A 1,005-nucleotide genomic window follows, 5' to 3' on the forward strand; every position below is an offset into this window, starting at 1 on the left:
TCAATTTCTTGCAATCCTCGCTACGGACGCTTAAGTCCGACAGGCTGCTAGAAAAAAATTCTATGCCAGACGCTAATTTTCCTGAATCATTCCAGCCCGTATACAGATGATACCGTCAAAAAAATACTAAGCGTCAAAAGAGTGACAGGCAGAAAGAAATTCGATACCTTAATCGGTAACAGCTGAAGAACATAAGGGGTAGTTTTAAGGCTGTAAGGCTACACAATGATAATTTTGGATCGGAACAAATAGAAATACTGCATTCATCGACAACTGATTAAACAGGTTACCGCTTTAAACCTTAACCGTTTTAAAGCCCTGAAAAACAGCATCGTAAAGGAAGACGATCATGTATAATCCAGGACTCGACAGCAAACGTTTATTTGAAGACTCTACCCACCCTGGTGACGCAATAGGCGACATCCGTTATCCGGAATACCTTATCTCCCTTCTTTCAGACAGACATCAGGAGCCTCTGGCCTGTGAAGGATACACCTCCGACTCCCTCTCTCTGACAAATACCCGTCTGCCGCAGGTTTGACATCGCAAAGTACTCTGGAAATCAAGGTCGTACTGTTTTCCAGAGATACTCGAGAAACTCAACTATTCTTCTCTTCAAATTCGACAAAGACGATCTGGATAAAACACCGAAAGCTTTGGTTATACCAATAGCTCAGGTGTCGATAGCTATTATGAGATGCTCTCCAAACGTCAAGCTCGGGCTGTTAAGGAGTATCTGAAGAATTCAAATGGTCAGGGAAGGCAGGATGCGTATTTTAGGCAGCGTTTATCATGGCTTGTCCGGATTAGCCCGCACCGTCAAGGATGAGGTGCTTGCTCGCTTCCGGGGAAAAAAGACTGAAGTGGTCGAACATCCCGTTCGTAAAATGACAGAGAAAAGCTCCCACGCTTCTGATACCCGGCCTCTTGCCAATAAAAGCCCTGCAGCCAGTGAAAACCCTGTTGCTAGTAAAGGCTACCTTCTGGCCAAAAAACTTACCGATC

At 44.7% G+C, this 1,005-nt stretch carries 2 protein-coding genes; both read left to right on the top strand.

What is annotated here, in order from left to right; genetic code table 11:
• The first annotated feature begins 349 nt into the window (after positions 1-349).
• Positions 350-541: a hypothetical protein gene (locus KDK18_RS09645; protein WP_257254693.1), complete on the top strand. Its 192-nt coding sequence runs from the start codon at positions 350-352 to the stop codon at positions 539-541.
• A 226-nt stretch (positions 542-767) separates the two neighbouring features.
• Positions 768-1,005 (top strand): hypothetical protein (locus KDK18_RS09650; protein ID WP_257254694.1); only part of this gene is annotated, 238 nt, incomplete at its 3' end.

Source organism: Endozoicomonas sp. SESOKO3 (assembly GCF_024606255.1).

What these genes read in the sequence shown, in the direction of transcription:
- KDK18_RS09645 (WP_257254693.1), top strand. Translation starts at nt 350, where the DNA reads ATGTATAATCCAGGACTCGACAGCAAACGTTTATTTGAAGACTCTACC.